We start from the raw sequence: 18,315 nt of genomic DNA, 5'->3' as shown, positions 1-18,315 counted from the left end.
GGGAAGTTTGTTAAATTTCGGTCAACATGATTTCTAGTCCTCGGCCTGCTATATAATGATGAAGTTGTTTAGAAACGAGAAATGAAGGGGGAAAAAGAATGCGTAAGCCATTTCAGTCTGTGAGATCCAAAATGGTTCTTTCCTACCTCGCTGTCGTTCTTGTCATTGCGCTTCTTTTCGGCTCCATTTTATACTCCTTCTTCTCCCATCAATACAGCAAAGAGATCCGTATCAATAATCAACTGTCGCTGAAAAGCACTGTCAATACTATTGAGAGTTCCGTGATCCAGAAGGTGAATCAGGTCTATCTGTCCCTGGCACTGGGTAACGCTGCAAGTATCGATTTAGATAGCTTAAAAGGAAACCATAGCAAAATTCTGGACATCGAACAGTCCCTCAAAAATATGGTGCAAAACTATTCCGATCTCATTGAAGCTATTCATGTGTACGATGCGAAGAACCACTTCATCGTCTCATCTGTGTACGGCCTGATGCTCTATGAGGACATGCCTTCGAGTGTGGATCATACGACGGATTGGATTACTGCGATGAAAGAGACCAAAGAAAGCTCCTTATGGATGCAGACTCGTATGGTTCCTCAGGATGCTTATATCGAATCGCGGGAACAGAGCAACATGAGTCCTCTAATTTCCTATGTCCACAGTTACCCGTTTCAATCTTCTGGACAAGACAGTAAAGCCATGATTGCGATTGATATCAAAGAATCAGCGATCAGTCAGATCATTAAAAATATGCTCCCTGCTGACTATGCGAATACATTAATCATAGATCAGGATGGAACCGTCATTTCTGCCGCGGACAAAACGTTGTTAGGCAGCTCCACGGAGGAGAATCTAACGCAGTCGCTACTCTCTTTCCATTCATCAGAAGAGAGCTTCACGCCTGTATTTAACCATGATTCGCAAGTCGTTACCCAAGATCAATTTAAAGGAAATGCATGGCGGATTTACACAACCACACCTAATGAAAGCTTCTATTACAAATTGGATAGCTTGAAAGAAATTTCGGTACTTCTCGGCTTGTTGGCTGTTGCGGTTGGGATCGTGATGTCATCCATCTTTACCAGGGCCAACTATAGTCCTCTTAAGCGAATCCTGAATAACATCAAGAGCCGGATGGATAACCCAACCAGCTTGAAGCAGGACGAATATCGGTTCATCGATACAACGATTAACCGTCTGTCCAACAAAGTTGACAGTCTTGAGGAAACACTACAAGCCAATCATAAGATGATTAAGCATAGTATCATGCTGAACATGTTAAATAACCGATTTACACCGGAGGAGCTTACAGAGCAACTGCACTCCGTTCACATTTCGATGGCTTACTCCCGCTTCCGTTGCATCGTCATTGACCCGGTCAATGAGAAGTGGAAAGATCTGCAGCCACGACAGTTGCAGCATACGTTGTACACGATGATTCAGCAACTTGAGATCGCAAATATAGACGAAACTCAACTGCTCGCAGAGGAAATGCAGGATCACAAAATCGCGGTCATCATCTGTACCAATCAACCCGAGGAACCTCTCTCTGATCACATTATAGACTTTATTCACGCTGAGGCGAGAAGCAGATTCGGTCTGGAATTTGCACTATCTTTAGGCGGATGGGTAGAGCACTTCACGAAGATTCACACAAGCTATCATCAGGCGAATGCCTTGATTCGATACAGCTACTTCTTTCCAGAGCAGTCCGCCATTCAGGATCTTGATCTTCTGAACAGGGAAACCAGCAGCTTGGAGATTGCGGACTCATACCTCGTAAACTTTGAGAAGAAATTGCAGGCTCGGGATGTGCAAGGTACGGTTCAGGCCATTCGGGAGTTGGTCTCGACAATAAAGAAAGGCCTATATTCAGCCGAATACAGTCGGATCATATTATTAAAAACGGTATCTACTTACGCTGAATGTATTAATCAGGTGCGCCTGCAACCCGCCGAGACAAGCTCGATGAATTTGTACAAGCAATTTTCATTGTTCTACAATATCAACCGCTATTCGGAGTGGATGATTCATCTCGTGACCGAATTTGTGATGCATATGGAGAAGCGCAGCGAGGTACGGAGTGTGGATACCATCTCGGCTGTCAAAGCCTATATTCATGAGCATCTTTCGGGCGATCTCACGCTGGATCATGTCTCAGAACAAGTATTCATCAGCCCTAAATATCTCAGTAAACTGTTCAAGGAAGAAACCGGGATTGTCTATTCCGAATATGTTACGAATCAGAGAATGGAACGCGCACGGGAACTAATGACACAACGCGAAATTACGGTTGAGCAGGTCGCAAATACGGTCGGTTACCGTACCCCTGCTTATTTCATTAAAAAGTTCAAAGAAATTCACGGCTGCACGCCAAAAAACTTCATGCGCAGTCTAATAGAACAGGGGTCTATATAGGATCAATTAGGAATATTTACACGGACACTCCGATGACAGAACAACCTTCCGATGCAGCTTTCTTTCAGAAAGCTTTTAGGCGTAGCGTATGCTTTCGAAGTAGTTTTCTTACAGAAAACTTGTAGCTTCGCTTCTTCAGGTTCTTTCTGTCCTCTCCGTTTTTGTGTAAATGTTAAATTGAAGCTATATAGAATTTAAAATTAGTAAAGGAGCTGCTATGAACATCAACCTTTCAAGAAAGCTATGTCTATTGATTGCTACATCTATTCTTATAGGATTGATGAGCGGGTGTAACGTTTTAAACAGAGAAACAGCACAAGTGCAGCAGCAGGGCCATTTAGCAAGCGCTGAGAAGGATACAGCACCGCAGTATACGATATCCTGGACCATGCATCAAAATATTGCTGTTCCTGAGGACGCTGAGATGATTGCATATATTGAGGATCGGTTTGATGTCGATCTGGAGGTGTGGAACCTTGAGAACAAGCGGTACGAGGAACTGCTGGACCTGGAGCTTGCTCAAGGGAAAATACCTGATCTGTTCCGAATCAGGCAGCCGCATGATCTGCTTAAGTATCAAATGCAAGGGGTCCTAGCGGAAATTCCCCCAGAAATCCTTGAACAATATGCACCAAATATTGTTCAGCGAATTCGCGATTATGACTCACGTTACCTGGAGTATGGAAAAATAAACGGCAGCTTATATGGAATACCGGCCATCAATGAGACCAACATCTATCGAACTCCTGTCGTATATCGAGAGGACTGGCTTAAGCGGCTTGGTCTGGACGTACCGAAAACATTAGAGGAATTTGAAACGGTCATGTATGCCTTTGCCAAAGGTGATCCGGACGGGAATGGTAAACAGGATACGTACGGCATATCCAGAGAGGGCCTAAATGTGGTGTTTGGCGCTTTTGGACAGTCCGTTTTCACCGAGCAGCTGTATTTTAATGAAAACAACAACAATCTCGTGATCGGCGCTTTGCAGCCTGAGATGAAAAAAGCCCTGACTTATATGCAAAAATGGTATCGGGACGGGATTATCGACCCTGAGTTCATAACAGGTGAAAACAAAGGCGGCTATAAACATCTATCCCATACTTTTATTAACGGAAAAATTGGGATGACCTCAATGGGCAACTACTATCATTGGAATCAAGAGGGAGATTACAGTGTCCTCAATGGAAATGGTAAAGAAACCCCCGTGGGAGCCTCGTTCAATGTTAATGAGCTACTACAGAAGAATGCAGCTGCAGAGGTTGTATTTGGTTCTCCTGTTATTGGTCCGGATGGGCAAAGCGGTTCCAAAGGGAACAATCTGCTGATGAATTTTATTGCTATAGGTGCTGAGGCTGCAAAAGAGCCAGGAAAACTGGAGAAAATTTTGGAGATACTCGATTATGTAAGTGCCAACCCCAATCCGGTGGAGCAGATCAAAATGGAGTATGGCCTTCCAGGAAAGCATTGGGATTGGAGCGCCGAAGCTTCTAGATCATTCCACTTACTTCCTCCATATAACCGATTGGAGAATTACACCAATATGATCGGCTCAAGCATCGGCATGACGGTTCCAGGTACACCCTTGGATAAACGTGAACAGTGGGCTGCATCTGCAGGATTAACGGAGAATGGTATCTATAATTCCCTGGAGGTTGCAACCCCTGCCCTGATTCAATATTCATCTGAGCTGATTCGCATGAGAGACAGAGCGTATATCTCCATCATCACTGGCGATCAGCCTGTGGGGTATTTTGATACCTTTGTGGAAGAATTTATGGATTCAGGTGGGCAACAGGTGCTGCTTGAAGCGAATCATTGGTATAACGAGCATAAGGAGACGAGTCACGCGCAATAGGTGGGACGATATGGAACATACATTTCCCATGAGTTTCTGGAAAGTATATGTGTGTGTTCCTATGCACCCATCCCCGCTTCCCTCACGCTAGTCACTCTCTATCCCTTCGCACTCGCATTCGATCCACGTAGTGAACGGGCTGAACTGCTTCGTGCCGTGCTTCCGGATTTGGAGGCGCTGCCTGAGGGCGTGTTCTCAAAACGCTTGCGTTCGGTCCGCTCCATTTGCACAATCTGACCTTCGTGCACCACGATGTGCAAAGAACCAAACTCCATGTCATTCAGCTGTCCGGCAATTCGGTCCAACCATACCTCATCCACTTTTAACGGCTTAGCCATAGAGCCGCCTCCTCTTCTCGGGCTACTGCCCGCCATATTCCTAAGTGCGCTATCATCCAACGGATTTATAAATCATTCTTATCCAACCTATATACTTGGTTTATACATTAGCAGGGCTTCCAGTAGCTGTCAATCTGTATTTTTTTCTTCTCATCATCACTTTTCTGAAACGACTTTGTGTCCAAGCCAGCTCTTGAGAAGCAACGTGGCGAGAGCCAGAATCAGGAGCAGGGAAGCTACGGCAAATGAAGCTGAGAATTGATATTCGTTATACAAAATTTCGACATGCAGCGGCAGCGTATTGGTCTCCCCGCGGATATGTCCGGACACCACAGATACCGCTCCGAACTCACCCATAGCACGGGCATTACAAAGAATAATACCGTACAACAGTCCCCATTTGATATTGGGCAAAGTTACACTCCAGAAGATTCGCCACCCGGAGGCCCCCAGCGTAACTGCCGCTTCCTCTTCCCGGGTTCCCTGGTCCTCCATCAGCGGAATCAGTTCTCTCGCTACGAAAGGGAAGGTAATAAACAACGTTGCAATGACAATGCCTGGCAGCGCAAAAATGATTTTGATATCATGTTCGGACAGCCACGGCCCAAACCACCCATTGGAACCAAAGACCAATACAAAGATCAACCCGCCCACCACAGGCGAGATTGAAAAGGGAAGATCAATAAGGGTGATCATGAGCCCCTTGCCCTTGAACTGGAACTTGGTAATGACCCAGGCAGCGGCCACACCAAATATCGTATTCAGCGGCACTGTAATCGCCGCAACCAATAACGTGAGTTTCAGTGCAGACATGGCATCCGGCTCGGTAAGAGCGGCGATGTACACACCCCAGCCCTGCTTCAACGCCTCCATGAGCACAATAACCAGTGGCAAAATAAGCAGCCATATGAGTACCAGGCTCGCCAGTCCAATCAACAACCATTTGACCCATGGAGCTTCCGTTGTTGCACGGTTAGTTCCACGGCCAGTCTTCACAGGTGGAACAGGGCTCAGTGGAACGGAACCCGCCATACGCTGCACCTCCTTTGGTTTGGGTGAGTGACATCTGTTCGTATCCATATTGCATCATGCTTCATGGTCATGCTCTGCCCGCCTTCCGGCTCCAACGCTGCAGGGAATTAATGATTAGCAGCAGGATGAAAGAGACCAGTAGCAGAAGCAACGCTACAGCTGTAGCTCCTGCATAATCGAACTGCTCCAGCTTGGCCATGATCAGCAAGGGAGCAATCTCCGTTTTCATCGGCATATTGCCTGAGATAAATACAACGGAGCCATACTCACCGATGCCCCGAGCAAAGGCCAGAGCAAAGCCCGTCAGCAGTGGTGGAATCAGATCCGGCAGCAGAATCGTACGGAATATCCGCCATCTTCCTGCCCCTAGTGTGGCAGCCGCCTCTTCCACCTCTGCCTCCAGCTCCTCCAACACCGGTTGCACCGTACGAACCACGAACGGAATTCCAATAAACATCAGCGCCAGCGTAATCCCAGCCTGTGAATAGGCGAGCTTAATGCCCAAGGGCTCTACAAACTGTCCAATCCAACCATTGCCGGCATAGATCGCCGTAAGGGCGACCCCTGCTACCGCCGTCGGCAAGGCAAAAGGCAGATCAATGACCGCATCAAACAGCCTTTTACCAGGGAATTCATACCGAACAAGCACCCATGCCAGGAGTAACCCCAGCACGAGATCAATCAGGGCCGCTGCACCTGCGGTCAGGAAGCTGACCTGGAAGGAAGCCAGCACCCTGGGATTGGTCGCAACCTCAATCATGGTTGCCCACGTCAGCCCTGTTGAGTTAAACAACAGCGCAGCCAATGGAATAAGTACAACCAGGCTCAGGTAGAACACACTGTAACCCATCGTTAATCCGAATCCCGGCAATGTGCGTCTCCGCGCCACCATCACCTTGCTCATGTACGTTCATCCTCTCTGCCTTCAGCCGGTAAGGCTGGTTGGCCGCTCACAGCGCGATTGATCGAGTGTTCATTGAACTGAGCAACCTTAGCTGCCTGGAACATAGATCTGGTCGAAGATACCACCGTCATTAAAATGTTTGGCCTGAGTATCCCGCCATGTGCCGAATACATCTTTCAACGTGAATAGTTCAAGCGCCGGGAACTGATCCTTGAATTTTTCCTCCACGCTGTCCAGCGTTGGGCGGTAATAATTTTCAGCGGCAATCGTCTGTCCTTCTTCACTGTACAAATATTTCAGATAGGCATCCGCTACGTCGCGGCTTCCTTTTTTGTCTGCATTTTTGTCCACAATTGCAACGGGTGGTTCAGCCAAGATACTCACCGAAGGCACGACAATATCGAATTTGTCTGGACCCAACTCTTTTACCGATAGGAACGCTTCATTCTCCCAGGCAAGCAGCACATCCCCGATGCCACGTTCAACAAACGTTGTTGTAGATCCGCGAGCACCCGAATCCAGTACAGGCGCATGCTTGAACAGCTCACCCACGAATTCCTTCGCTTTCTCTTCATCATTGTTATTATGTTTAAGGGCATAACCCCATGCCGCCAGATAGTTCCAGCGCGCCCCGCCGGACGTTTTGGGATTCGGTGTGATGACTTGGGTATCCCCTTTGATCAGATCATCCCAGTCCTTGATGCCTTTTGGATTACCTTTACGTACAAGGAATACAATCGTAGAGGTATACGGAGAGCTGTTATGCTCGTATTTATCCTGCCAACCCTCGTTAATCAAACCTTTATCTTCAATCGCATCAATATCGTATCCCAATGCCAGTGTCACCACATCCGCATCCAGTCCGTCAATAACAGAACGGCTCTGCTTGCCCGATCCCCCGTGGGATTGCTTAATGGTTACTTCCTGGCCCTTCTCTTTCAACCAATGCGCCGCAAACGCTTTGTTATATTGCTCATAGAGTTCCCGCGTTGGATCATAGGAAACATTCAGCAGCTCGATAGCTTTGGCCTTTTCTGTACCGCCTTCTGCTCCCCCTGATGTTCCTGCCGCACTGGACCCGCCGCTATCCGATCCGCATGCTGCCAGTACCCCTGTTAACACCAGTGCCAGACCAACCAAAATACCCTTGTGAATTCTCTTTTTCATGAATAACACTCCCCCGATATAGATCTGCATGACTACCTCAGGCCGGCTGAACAGGATGGAACGCCCCGTAAAAAATAAGAAGACGGAGGAACCCCCGCGCACTTCTCCCTCATAAAGTCATGCCAGCCCCTGGGCTGTGTATGCTTCATACGGAAATGATGCGCTGCGGTGTTCCTCCGTCTATACGGTGAGAACGTTATTCTGTTCAGGTTGCATGGTTGCATCTGTCTGTAAAATGACCGTTTTCACAATGAAAACAGATTCATTTTTATTATTCCTACCTGTTTAGTAAGTTATATACGTATAATAAAGGCAGTCTATATACCTGTCAAACGTTTTTTCCGATTTTTACCGGATTTCTGCGCTATTGGCAAAAAAAAGAGGAACAACGAATCATCGTCCGTTGTTCCCTTCAGCGAATTCCATGCTTCGCTGTCTATTGTAAACATGAACGAAATTGGACCGCTACGCTTAGTCCATTCCTCATCTACCCGCATACCGGATATTGGGTACCGGCGGTGTGTTCATGCCTTCCCCTAGATAAAAACCGGTGTGTGGCGGTTGATTGTAGGCTACATTTTGCCAAGCGACGCCAAGACGGTACACCGGATCATGCATCAGCGTATAGATGCGTTTGTCCGTCACTGCTGTTGTGGTGTAGATCCGTAGCGCCGAACTGTCATTCGTCCGCCATACCACTTCTTCTCTCCAGTCCCCGAACAGATCGGCCTGCAGATTCGGCGTAGACTTGGTTCCGTTATTGGAAGAAACGCCGGATGCAGTGAGCAGGTTCACTGTTGTGCTATTGGCATAGTTCCACTTGTCGATTCGGTTGCTGTCCAGCAGTTCACGGAGCAGGTCACCATCCCACCAGATCCCAAAATTCGTGGAGGACGGCAGGGTTGTCCCGATTTTCTGCCCTTTGGCCGTATACAGACTGCCGTCTGCCCATACTTCGGCACCTTTATATCTTGGATCGATGTCTGCCGCCATGCCACGTCCAATATCCTTCGTTGTTTTGACTCCCCAGATTAACTGGCCCGTACCTGCATCACGAAATTCAACTCCGGCATTGGACGGTGTCTCATGGACCTGAAATACCTCAAGTCCAGGGCGGTCCGGGTCCAGGTCACTCAGATGCATGGCATCGCCATGATGAAGTCCTGTCGTGTACAATCCTTGCCCGTTATCATCCACCGCCATGGCACCATAAACGATCTCGTCTTTCCCATCCCCATCCACGTCCGCCACGCTCAGATTATGATTGCCCTGCCCGGCATAACCCGAGTTACCGGAGGTATTGGAATCAAACGTCCATTGCTTGGTCAGCTGTCCATTTCGCCAGTTATAAGCCACGAGCACTGTCCGGGTGTAGTACCCACGCGCCATGACCAGACTTGGGCGTTCCCCATCCAAATAGGCAATGGCCGCAAGGAATCGGTCCACCCGGTTGCCGTAGTTATCTCCCCAGTCGGATACATTGCCACGTGCCGGTTCGTAGTTCACCGTGGAGAGCGCTTTGCCAGTCTGCCCATTGAATACCGTCAGGAATTCGGGGCCAGACAACACATAACCGCTGGAATTGCGGTAATCCTTGCTGGCATCCCCAATGACCACGCCAGTACCATCCTTGGTGCCATCGGCTGTTTTCATCGCAACCTCGGCTTTGCCATCACCGTCGAGATCGTAGACCATGAACTGGGTGTAGTGAGCACCCGCACGGATATTTTTGCCCAGACTAATTCGCCAGAGGCGTGTTCCGTTTAATTTGTAGGCATCGATAAACACTTCCCCCGTATAACCGCTCTGAGAGTTATCCTTGGAGTTGGAGGGGTCCCACTTCACGATCAATTCATACTCACCATCACCATCCAGGTCACCTGCACTGGCATCATTGGCACTGTAGGTGTAGGCTACTCCATCGGGCGTTGTCCCACCTGCGGGCACACTGAGCGGTACAGATAGATAATTGTTGCCCCATACGCTCGCTGCCGCTGAAGCAGCCTGCTCCGTTCCACTGACCACAGCGCGAACCGTGTATTTGGAACTGCTTGTCCCGCTCGCATCCTGAAGGTTGGTGCTGTTCGTTATGGGCGTAGCGTTCACTTTGGTTCCATCCCGATAGACATTAAACGATACATTCGATCCTTCCGTTCCCAGAAGCCGCCAACTGACAAACACACCTGTCCCGGTCTTCACAGCCACCACACCGCGATCCAGATATTCCATCTGCCTTGCTCCCGCTGCATGTGTTACCGGCGTGTCGCCCAAGCCAAGCGAAGTGACCAGTAACGCGGAACTCAGAAGCGATACTCCGGCTGTACGTAATGTGCGCTTCCACAATGATGATCGATTTCCCATAAACAATTGCCTCCCCAATTGTATTGGTAAGCCCGATGCCCTTGTAGCGCCATCTTTTATGTAAGCGCTTTACTATATTCATTTTAAATTAAACATATAATTCCATCTATAGGTCTAATTTAGTAATTAAATGGTTTATACATAAAAAAGCCGAAGGATTTCTCCCTCGACTCTAAGGTACAGCATTTAAAACAAGATTGTTTGGTGCACAGTTTTCATTTCAACTGTTTATCCTCCACCCCATCCATGTCCCATTAGCACTATAATCTCAGGATTTATGATGATGGAACTACATAGAAATAGAAGTAACGACCATTTTTTCTGCATTGATCCGATGCACCTCACTTGTTAGAGATTTGAATTTTTGTGTTGCAACTGAATCGGCCTGATCCCTGTATTGCTCAAACAGGGTCATACACGTGATGATATTCCGATCACTATTTATTTTAACTGAAAAATGCAAACCTTCCAAAATTAGATTAATTGCATTACGACGATGTTTGCTAAGATTATATACTCCTAAATCACTTAAAAACTGTGCGTAACTCTCGCCCATAATCGCATGATTGTACTCCCCAAATTCAGTCTTGTACGTACGCAAGGGGATATGTTCAGAGAAGCGATCCAAAATGTGATCAATATTAACGTCAAATTTATTTGCAGCTTGTACTATATATCGCAGGGCGATGAAAATTTCATCTTTACGTCCCTCAATATAGTCTACATAATCCGGAATAACATCCACTTCTCCAGACATTAAACGATAGAGATAGGTATTAGCTACAGCCCACTCTTCAAACTGCTTCAATATACGACGGGACTCTTCATCGTCCTCTTTCACCCATCTTTGTCCGTCAGCATATAACTTCACAAAGTCGAGTGCTCGGACATAGTCCCTATGCTCCTCATATACAGTGGATTGGATTAACCAGGAGTACAATATATAAAAGTATAGTGGTCGCTCTGTGCGTTTCAGCTCCTGATCCTTACGTTTACGATTTCTAGGTGCCTCATACTGTATTTGGGCTAAATGAAGCATTTTGTTGGCAAGTTCATTAACCTTGTTCCACTTATGCACTGAGCCGAAAGAATGAATCAAATGTTTCAGCGCGTCCAGTTGATATCCCTCATCCAACCGGTCAACATAGGGCTCAAACAAGATAGCCGTTCTTAGATTTTCCTCCAGGTTCTCTCCTTGTGCAATTAAAAACAACCGATACTGGCACATCGCAAGCCGTTCAGAATGCTGATATTTCTCAACTTCACTCACACTCTTATATAACAACGCTGCGGCAGACCGCTGATTTCGTTCAAATAACTGTTCTGCCATCTCAAATAGTTCTGTCGCATAATCCAGGTCGTCCAGTAGCCGATGAAGAATCTGCTCAATGCAGTCCAGCCGATTCAGCTCCGCACTCAGGAGAATAAACGGTCTGATCCGCCGCATGGATACGGAATAAGCGAAACATTCTTCCACATAGTCGGCAAAAAAATGATCTGCTGCCACGCCCATTCCTGATGAGATCGCAATCAACTGACTCACGGATATGGGACGATTCCCATGTAAAATACGACTAATTGTTCCTGTATTCATGCCAGATACTTCCGAGAATCGGGAGAGCGTCATGCTGTTCTTATCGATAAACTGGGTTAATTGCTCCCGAATTGAATTTGCAGGTTCCAAGGAAAGCACCACCCTTCGTGCAACATCCAGATTTTAGGTTTCATCACCATATATTCTGATCATAATGAACGTTCGAACGATGGTCAATAAAAAAATGTGATAATTGCCACTATTTTCAAGTTAATTGTATAAAAAGACTAAAAAAAGCTGTAAAACCATGTGTTTCCCCATGATTTCACAGCTTATAGACCACTTTTCAGATGTAATATTCCATGTTTACTTCACCGTAATACAACTTATACCACAGGCGCAATACATACCGGACGAGGCAGTTCCAGCTTGAACCCGTTATGCGTCAGGCGTCCGTCTTCTTCACTGATCTGGAAACTTACGAGGTTATTGCTGTCCTGATTCGCCACCAATAGAATCCCGCCAGGCAAAATATTGAAGTTACGCGGTGTCTGCCCAATGGTGGACGTCCATTCTACCGCTTCCAACTCACCGCTCTCCTGATCAATATGATAGAGCACGATGCTGTCATCTCCCCGATTGGATGCATACAGGAAACGACCACATGGAGATACACGGATGTCCGCAGCCGTCCCCTCTCCTTTATGCCCTTCTGGAAGTGTAGAAATGTGCTGCACCGCAGTGAATTCCCCTCTACGCTCATCGTACAGGAATGCCGTAACCGTGTTGTCCAATTCATTGATTACATAAGCCCACTTCGAGTTGGGATGGAACACAAGATGCCTTGGCCCTGCGCCAGGTGGCTGATCCGTCTCACGATGGGTAACCAAACGTCCCTCTTCCAAGCGATACACAATAATCTGATCCAGACCGAGGTCACATACGACAGCATACTGTCCGGACGGATCTGGCTGAATGGAGTGCGCATGCGGCCCTTCCTGGCGTTCTTCGTTGATTCCGCTTCCCGTGTGCTCCACCCATGCACTCATCTCACCCAGCGTCCCCTGATCGACTACCGGGAATACATTGACACTGCCACTGCTATAGTTGGAAGAGAACACCCACTGACCATCCTTGGAGACAGACACATAACATGGAGAAGCCCCTCTGGTCTGCTTTCGATCCATCAGGTGCAGCTCACTCGTTGCCGCATCTCTGCGATAGACCAACACCTCTCCCTCGTCCGTCTCACTCGCCACATACAGACAATTCCCATCCGGGCATAACGCCAGATATGAAGGATTGCTTACACCCTCCATGTGATTGACGATTCGCATCTCTCCTGTATCCGCATTCAACGCACATAGGAATATTCCTGGTTCATCTGCTGAAGCATACGTACCTGTATAGAAAAGCGTTTCCTGGGTTGTGACTGTTTCCATATCTAATCTCTCCCTTATCTATATATTCATTGGTCTGATTCTTCCCACTGGTATGTACTTACCCAATTCACGGGCAACTGCTTCACTTCCTGTAACGTGGCTTTCTAAATCGAGTATAACCCCGGTGAGCGCTCTCATATCTGTCATTGACTCCATTATCCCCTCTCACCATAATACAAAGTATGAGACCTAACAACCGACCACCCCTACAGCGTAAATCTGACGGATTTCGTATGCAAAAACTCATTGTGCTTCCGGACCCGCTGCTGCAAGAAACCGCAGCTTATCCGGTCACGTCCGGATTATATGTTACCGATATCGGTTACTTTCACGAAGCAGAACATCATTACCGTGACCGTCCCGATGGTTGTGAATCACACATTCTGATGTACTGTGCCCAAGGCACAGGCTGGTATTCGATGGATGGCGGCAAGACATATGATGTCCGCCCGGGAAACCTCATTATATTGCCTGCACATGTTCCTCATGTGTACGGAGCCAACGCAGCTGACCCATGGAGCATCTTCTGGATTCATCTGCGCGGGCAACACGCTTTATCCTACATAGAACCCTTGTTAGCCCACCATATTACTACCATGCCACCAGCCAAGGCTCAAAAATGGCTTGAGCTTTTTCATGAATGTTACGGCGCGCTAGAGACGGGTTACTCCATGCAGACGATGACATATGCCTCCCAGATTATCGGTTATATGCTGGGTATGCTCGCTTATGGACCGGAGACGACAGGAACAGATGGCGGGGTCATGAGCAGTAAACGTGCGGCTGAACAATCTGTTCAATATATGCTGGAGCACCTGGAGAACGGAATCACCCTTAAGGAACTGGCAGCACACGCCCGGCTGTCTGTCCCCCATTACTCTCAGTTGTTCAAACAAGCTACCGGGCATTCGCCCATCGATTATTTCCTGCGGCTCAAGATCCAGCATTCCTGCCGCTATCTGGATTTTACCGATTGGACCGTCAAGCAGATCAGTTCCGAGCTTGGATTCAAGGACCCGTACTACTTTTCCCGACTGTTCAGCAAAATGATGGGCCGTTCTCCCACGGATTACCGAAATAAATCCAAAGGTTAGAGGCAGTGCCTTCACTTAGCCCTTTCTAAATGATTATGAATTCAGTTGGAAAATTGCAGCAACCTTTTGAACAGAAGGGTCGTCTATAGGGGCAAATAACTTTTATATAAAGGGATCATCCCTGGAAAAGTGAGGCGAACCTATCATGAAAAAAAATATACTTGCTACATTAACTGCGGGAGCTCTACTCACGCTCTCTCTAAGTGCAGGTCCAATCCACGCTGCGCAGACCCAATTCACGGATATTCAAGGTATCGCAGGAGCAGACAAAATCGAATCTCTCCATAAAGATGGATTCATCAAAGGCGTGAGCGACAGCTTGTTCAAACCTGAACTGGAGTTAAATACCGCTCAGGGCATTCAACTGATTGCGGACGGCCTGAATCTGAATCTGGACACGATTCGTTTTATCAAAATGCCGGTACCAAGTGACTACTTCTCTGCTGTAAAAGATGGCGTATGGTACAGTGATGCATTTATCCGCGCCCAATTTAATGGAATTCAGATGTCACAGGATATCGATCCATCCAAAGGGCTCACTCGTGAACAATACACGCTGTTCCTGATGCAAGGCATCGAGGCCAAAGGTGGTCTGCCCATGATTAAAATCCAACCTGTGGACATTGCCGACGAACAGGAACTTACTCCGGAGTATCAAGGTGCTATTCAACGTTCACTCGTTCTCAAAATCAATGAACTGGATGCTGACGGCAACTTCAATCCCAAACAAACGATTACTCGTGCCGAAGCAGCCGTTATGATGTATAACGCAATCGAGTATCTGGAATCGTTCCATGCACCGCAAATCCCGGAAACACCTGAAAAGTAATCATTTCATGGCGGAAGCTAAGAACTCACTTGAATGGTGAATCCGCTCGATTGGAGTCACCGTTAGTGGACTTTTCCATACAACCTCAATATGCCAAACAGCCGTACTTTCCCTCAACAGGGAAGTGCGGCTGTTTGAATTATACTTATATCATTGATGCAATCATCAGATGTAGCTTTTTAACTTAGAAAGAACCTTTAACAACAACCTCAGACAATGGCAAACGTCCTGATGGGCGAGCTGGCTGTGCCGCTTTACCTACAGTGATCAACAACGTTGGCACAAATCGTGCAGGAATGTTGAATGTTTCGATCAGTTTTTGTGGATTATATCCACCGATTGGACATGTATCGTAACCCAGGGAGCGTGCAGCAAGCATAATATTTTGGGAAGCAAAGGATGCATTGCGGATCGCTTCATCGCGAGCCGTTTGTGCGTTTTGGTAAGCACCGTTAATCTGTCCAACCAATGCGTCACGAACCTCAGCAGTCAGTGCGCCGGCTTCAACAGCTTGATCGTAGATAACCGTGTTACGGTTTGCTTCCAAATCTCCAAGAACAGCAATCGTAACTGAACTTTCCGCGATTTGACTTTGACCATAAGCAACTGGCAGCAATTTCGCTTTGTCTGCTTCGGATTCAATTACGAGGAATCTCCAGTGTTGCAGGTTCCATGAAGATGGTGCTTCAGCAGCTGCTGTCAAAATCGCATTGAGATCAGCTTCAGGCAATTCAAACCCTTTTTCGTACTTTTTGACAGCATGGCGTTCGCTAATAACGCGAAGTGTTTCATTTTTTTCAATGCCTGACATGTGTTCCACTCCCCAGAATCTATTTTGTTTGTATTCTTCTTTTTACTTTCGCAAGGTAATCTTGAAGTCATCTCTACCAAGGACTTGCCTTCCGAAAATAACATCAGCGCAGACGATCTCTCCCCATCTGTGTTCACGTTATGCCCGGAATCGCTTGAGAAATCAATGGATCTTCACCGGAGCATACGACCTTGCCATAACTTGTCCATCATGCCTGACTAACCAAGGCCATGTCTTGAAGGACCATTCGTTGTGGACTCCGTCAGGACTTCTCCTTTGCAGGCAATCCATTCAGCGACAAAGTTAATGTTTCCCCATGACCTATGCGCTCTTTCACATCCTGAATGGATATACGGTCAAAATAAGCGCTGAGCGCCTCTTCGCCTCCGTTATAAATGTTCCCCATCACATCCTGCATATTGGAAGATACCACGCACGATGAACCAGACTCCCCTGAGCACCAGTTCGGACCAAGTGATCCACCAGCTACCAGTCTGTATAATTCTCCGAGCTTGATCTCTTCACTAGGACGGCTAAGCAAGTACCCACCATGAGCACCTTCCTTGGTCGTCAGGTAACCATGCTTGCGTAGAACACTAAGTACCTTACGGACTCTGGCCGGGTGCGTACCCACACTTTGGGACAAATCTTCACTATTGGCCATACACTCATCTCTCATCGACAAAAAAACAAGACAATGCACCGCTATGGTAAATTCGCTGTTCATAACTTACTCCCTTCCCGGCATACAACACCGATGAACTTCAACCCAAGGTAAGTATAACTGTCATTATATGAATAACAGTTATGTTTGTCAACTCTCGCCCAAGCTGGAGACCAAACGTGATTTTTCCTGTTATACCAATACTTACAGCACCTTATACAATCAAGCCAGGAGCCACATCCCATCTGCATTTCAATTCAAAAAGAACAAAAAAGTGAGCCTTTCGCTAAGCGAAGGGCTCCAATAAGATAGACATATGAAAGGGCTTACGTGATTATTATAATCGGTAATCTCCATTTTGAAAACGCTTTTTTTGTAAAGTGCATCATTATTTAAAATTTTTTTTATTCGAACAAAATGAACCATAGGTATTGCTAAAACTAAGACCATTAGTTATTATACTAATATCATTAGTTTTAAGGAGGATTTATCGATGCGCATTACCCGAGAGTTTGATGTCGTTCAAGTTACATTCCTTCCGAAGCTCTTCCCTGTGAACGTGTATCTTGTTGAAGAGGAAGATGGATTAACCCTGATTGATGCCGGAATGCCGTTCAGTCTTAAAGGGATTCTGGCAACTGCCCAGTCCCTTGGCAAACCCATTACCAAAATCATTCTGACTCACGCGCATAGCGATCATATTGGTGCACTGGATCTTCTCAAAGAGGCACTCCCCCAAGCGGAGTTCTTCATCTCCAGACGTGATGCCCGGTTATTGGCGGGAGATACCTCACTGCTTCCAGATGAGCCACAGACCCCGGTACGCGGCGGCGTACCCAAACCCAAAGCGGTCCGCACCCAGCCGGACCGTTTTCTGGATGACGGTGACCAGATTGGATCACTGGTCGCCATTGCCTCACCAGGCCATACGCCAGGGCATATGGCCTTCATGGATACGCGCAGCCGCGTGCTCATCGCTGGCGACGCGTATCAGCTGCAAGGCGGCCTCGCTGTATCCGGCCGCGTGCGCCCGCTCTTCCCGTTCCCCGCGCTGGCGACGTGGAACCGCGAAGCGGCTCTGGCCAGCGCGAAGCGCCTGGCGGAGCTGGAACCGTCCGTGCTGGCTGTAGGCCACGGACGGATGCTGCGCCAGCCCGCGGCCGCCATGCGCGCGGCAGCCGCTGATGCACAGCAGCGGCTTGGTCTTGCCGGGGGGCAGCTGTGAGCCCCCGGCAAGGGCTGGATCGCGGCGCTCTGCTTAGCGCCGCCACCCAGCTTGCTGACAGCGACGGCTTTCAGGCGCTGACACTTGCCGCGTTGGCCCAGCGGCTGGATGTGCGCTCGCCGTCGCTCTACAACCACATCAGCGGACTGCCCGGGCTTCGCCAGGAAATGGCGCTGATGTCCGTACAACAGCTTAGCCGCGCATTAACCGCGGCTATCGCTGACCGCACTGGCGATGAGGCCATTCAGGCCATCGCTGCGGCATACATTGGCTTCGTTCGTGAGCACCCTGGGCTCTACGAAGCCTCATTTCATGCCCCGGACCGCGAGGAGCCACAACTCGCCGCGGCCAGCACAGCCACGCTGGAGTTGCTGCTGCACAGCTTGCAGCCCTACCCACTAACCGAAGCGGAAGCATTGCATGCCGTTCGTGGTTTGCGCAGCCTGTGCCATGGGTTTGCCTCCATCGAGGCACAAGGTGGCTTCGGCATGAACTTTGATCCAGACGAAAGTCTGCGTCTAACCGTATCCGCATTCCTGCACGGACTCCGGCATCTTCATGAAAATTAGTAAAGACCTCATAGCATTACGAAAAAGGACTGCAGATCCGCTGCAGTCCTTTTTATGTTGTCGTGTA

The 18,315-nt window shown here is 47.9% G+C and carries 15 protein-coding genes; 6 read left to right on the top strand and 9 right to left on the bottom strand.

Going from position 1 to position 18,315, the window contains the following annotated elements; all coding sequences use genetic code 11:
• Window positions 1–98: 98 nt before the first annotated feature.
• On the top strand, window positions 99–2,420 hold the full coding sequence (locus tag PAHA3_RS24380; RefSeq protein WP_062837261.1) for an AraC family transcriptional regulator: 2,322 nt from the start codon (window positions 99–101) through the stop codon (window positions 2,418–2,420).
• Between the two features lie 388 nt (window positions 2,421–2,808).
• Window positions 2,809–4,278 (top strand): extracellular solute-binding protein, encoded by a 1,470-nt coding sequence (locus tag PAHA3_RS24375; RefSeq protein ID WP_371327957.1) that lies wholly within the window; start codon window positions 2,809–2,811, stop codon window positions 4,276–4,278.
• 98 nt (window positions 4,279–4,376) lie between these two features.
• Here PAHA3_RS24375 and PAHA3_RS24370 read toward each other — a convergent pair whose 3' ends face one another.
• The 7 genes from PAHA3_RS24370 to PAHA3_RS24340 all read right to left on the bottom strand — a co-directional run bounded on the left by PAHA3_RS24370 (window position 4,377) and on the right by PAHA3_RS24340 (window position 13,056).
• On the bottom strand, window positions 4,377–4,616 hold the full coding sequence (locus tag PAHA3_RS24370) for a YezD family protein (protein WP_036607453.1): 240 nt from the start codon (window positions 4,614–4,616) through the stop codon (window positions 4,377–4,379).
• Between the two features lie 156 nt (window positions 4,617–4,772).
• Window positions 4,773–5,648 (bottom strand): sulfate ABC transporter permease subunit CysW, encoded by an 876-nt coding sequence (gene cysW / locus PAHA3_RS24365; RefSeq protein ID WP_062837259.1) that lies wholly within the window; start codon window positions 5,646–5,648, stop codon window positions 4,773–4,775.
• 67 nt (window positions 5,649–5,715) lie between these two features.
• A complete protein-coding gene (cysT, locus tag PAHA3_RS24360) occupies window positions 5,716–6,552 on the bottom strand; it encodes a sulfate ABC transporter permease subunit CysT (protein ID WP_017690928.1) in 837 nt (278 codons plus the stop codon).
• Between the two features lie 87 nt (window positions 6,553–6,639).
• The gene (locus PAHA3_RS24355) at window positions 6,640–7,719 is read right to left on the bottom strand and encodes a sulfate ABC transporter substrate-binding protein (RefSeq protein ID WP_062837359.1); all 1,080 of its coding nucleotides are present in this window, start codon (window positions 7,717–7,719) and stop codon (window positions 6,640–6,642) included.
• Window positions 7,720–8,202: 483 nt separating this feature from the next.
• On the bottom strand, window positions 8,203–10,080 hold the full coding sequence (locus PAHA3_RS24350; RefSeq protein WP_082762987.1) for a rhamnogalacturonan lyase: 1,878 nt from the start codon (window positions 10,078–10,080) through the stop codon (window positions 8,203–8,205).
• Window positions 10,081–10,369: 289 nt separating this feature from the next.
• Entirely contained in the window at window positions 10,370–11,764 is a 1,395-nt protein-coding gene (locus PAHA3_RS24345) for a helix-turn-helix domain-containing protein (RefSeq protein WP_235599555.1), read from the bottom strand.
• Between the two features lie 236 nt (window positions 11,765–12,000).
• Window positions 12,001–13,056, bottom strand: a complete 1,056-nt coding sequence (locus tag PAHA3_RS24340) for a lactonase family protein (RefSeq protein WP_062837258.1) — start codon at window positions 13,054–13,056, stop codon at window positions 12,001–12,003.
• 233 nt (window positions 13,057–13,289) lie between these two features.
• Here PAHA3_RS24340 and PAHA3_RS24335 point away from each other — a divergent pair, with 233 nt between their 5' ends.
• Window positions 13,290–14,150, top strand: coding sequence for an AraC family transcriptional regulator (locus PAHA3_RS24335; RefSeq protein ID WP_062837257.1), 861 nt, complete (start codon window positions 13,290–13,292; stop codon window positions 14,148–14,150).
• A 145-nt stretch (window positions 14,151–14,295) separates the two neighbouring features.
• Window positions 14,296–14,979 carry an S-layer homology domain-containing protein gene (locus PAHA3_RS24330; RefSeq protein WP_062837256.1) on the top strand — a complete coding sequence of 228 codons (684 nt, stop codon included), beginning with the start codon at window positions 14,296–14,298 and terminating at the stop codon, window positions 14,977–14,979.
• A 184-nt stretch (window positions 14,980–15,163) separates the two neighbouring features.
• On the opposite strand, the gene PAHA3_RS24325 is transcribed toward PAHA3_RS24330, so the two are convergent.
• Both PAHA3_RS24325 and PAHA3_RS24320 read right to left on the bottom strand, forming a co-directional pair.
• A complete protein-coding gene (locus PAHA3_RS24325; RefSeq protein ID WP_062837255.1) occupies window positions 15,164–15,790 on the bottom strand; it encodes a nitroreductase family protein in 627 nt (208 codons plus the stop codon).
• Window positions 15,791–16,052: 262 nt separating this feature from the next.
• Window positions 16,053–16,517, bottom strand: a complete 465-nt coding sequence (locus PAHA3_RS24320; protein ID WP_062837254.1) for an RrF2 family transcriptional regulator — start codon at window positions 16,515–16,517, stop codon at window positions 16,053–16,055.
• Window positions 16,518–16,947: 430 nt separating this feature from the next.
• Here PAHA3_RS24320 and PAHA3_RS24315 point away from each other — a divergent pair, with 430 nt between their 5' ends.
• Together PAHA3_RS24315 and PAHA3_RS24310 are read left to right on the top strand one after the other, a co-directional pair.
• Entirely contained in the window at window positions 16,948–17,679 is a 732-nt protein-coding gene (locus PAHA3_RS24315; RefSeq protein ID WP_062837253.1) for an MBL fold metallo-hydrolase, read from the top strand.
• Window positions 17,676–18,248, top strand: coding sequence for a TetR/AcrR family transcriptional regulator (locus PAHA3_RS24310; RefSeq protein WP_062837252.1), 573 nt, complete (start codon window positions 17,676–17,678; stop codon window positions 18,246–18,248). Before PAHA3_RS24315 ends, PAHA3_RS24310 begins: the two co-directional genes overlap by 4 nt.
• The last annotated feature ends 67 nt before the right edge of the window (window positions 18,249–18,315 follow it).

The organism is Paenibacillus amylolyticus (assembly GCF_001570725.1).
In the GTDB taxonomy this organism is placed as follows: Bacteria; Bacillota; Bacilli; order Paenibacillales; family Paenibacillaceae; genus Paenibacillus; species Paenibacillus amylolyticus_A.
This window is presented reverse-complemented; position numbering and strand designations above follow the sequence as displayed.

Bases quoted from the DNA above. Each gene is read 5' to 3' on its own strand.
- PAHA3_RS24315 (WP_062837253.1), top strand. From the start codon at position 16,948: ATGCGCATTACCCGAGAGTTTGATGTCGTTCAAGTTACATTCCTTCCG.
- PAHA3_RS24355 (WP_062837359.1), bottom strand. From the start codon at position 7,719: ATGAAAAAGAGAATTCACAAGGGTATTTTGGTTGGTCTGGCACTGGTG.
- PAHA3_RS24340 (WP_062837258.1), bottom strand. From the start codon at position 13,056: ATGGAAACAGTCACAACCCAGGAAACGCTTTTCTATACAGGTACGTAT.
- PAHA3_RS24380 (WP_062837261.1), top strand. From the start codon at position 99: ATGCGTAAGCCATTTCAGTCTGTGAGATCCAAAATGGTTCTTTCCTAC.
- PAHA3_RS24335 (WP_062837257.1), top strand. From the start codon at position 13,290: ATGCAAAAACTCATTGTGCTTCCGGACCCGCTGCTGCAAGAAACCGCA.
- PAHA3_RS24370 (WP_036607453.1), bottom strand. From the start codon at position 4,616: ATGGCTAAGCCGTTAAAAGTGGATGAGGTATGGTTGGACCGAATTGCC.
- PAHA3_RS24325 (WP_062837255.1), bottom strand. From the start codon at position 15,790: ATGTCAGGCATTGAAAAAAATGAAACACTTCGCGTTATTAGCGAACGC.
- cysW (WP_062837259.1), bottom strand. From the start codon at position 5,648: ATGGCGGGTTCCGTTCCACTGAGCCCTGTTCCACCTGTGAAGACTGGC.
- PAHA3_RS24375 (WP_371327957.1), top strand. From the start codon at position 2,809: ATGCATCAAAATATTGCTGTTCCTGAGGACGCTGAGATGATTGCATAT.
- PAHA3_RS24330 (WP_062837256.1), top strand. From the start codon at position 14,296: ATGAAAAAAAATATACTTGCTACATTAACTGCGGGAGCTCTACTCACG.
- cysT (WP_017690928.1), bottom strand. From the start codon at position 6,552: ATGAGCAAGGTGATGGTGGCGCGGAGACGCACATTGCCGGGATTCGGA.
- PAHA3_RS24320 (WP_062837254.1), bottom strand. From the start codon at position 16,517: ATGAACAGCGAATTTACCATAGCGGTGCATTGTCTTGTTTTTTTGTCG.
- PAHA3_RS24350 (WP_082762987.1), bottom strand. From the start codon at position 10,080: ATGGGAAATCGATCATCATTGTGGAAGCGCACATTACGTACAGCCGGA.